The sequence below is a fragment of the Nocardioides antri genome, from assembly GCF_008373765.1.
Taxonomy (GTDB): Bacteria; Actinomycetota; Actinomycetes; order Propionibacteriales; family Nocardioidaceae; genus Nocardioides; species Nocardioides antri.
Genome location: NZ_VUJW01000188.1, coordinates 1 through 253, shown reverse-complemented (window position 1 = coordinate 253; position 253 = coordinate 1). Strand labels below are relative to the sequence as shown.

General features: G+C 43.1%; 1 protein-coding gene. It reads left to right on the top strand.

What is annotated here, in order from left to right:
* Nucleotides 1-253 (top strand): hypothetical protein (locus F0U47_RS22970; RefSeq protein WP_149752375.1); only part of this gene is annotated, 253 nt, incomplete at both ends.

The following is a 253-nucleotide window of genomic DNA, read 5'->3' as shown; positions in this document are numbered from 1 at the left end:
GAATTTAAACAGTACCAGGTACCATACACACAAGAAGCTCTTCACTTCGTTGGTCTGAAAATTTCCGACGTCAAAGTCGACAAAATGGTCACATTCTTTGACCATTTCGACTTCGATGCCTTCAACACTGTCTACTTCAGTAAAGAAGAACTCAAGAGCTCTCCTCACGGTTACAAGGTCCGTCAACCACGTCTTAACCTCAAGCCGTTCACTGTGACAATCGATATTAAATCTGATGTTGCCACTAACGCCA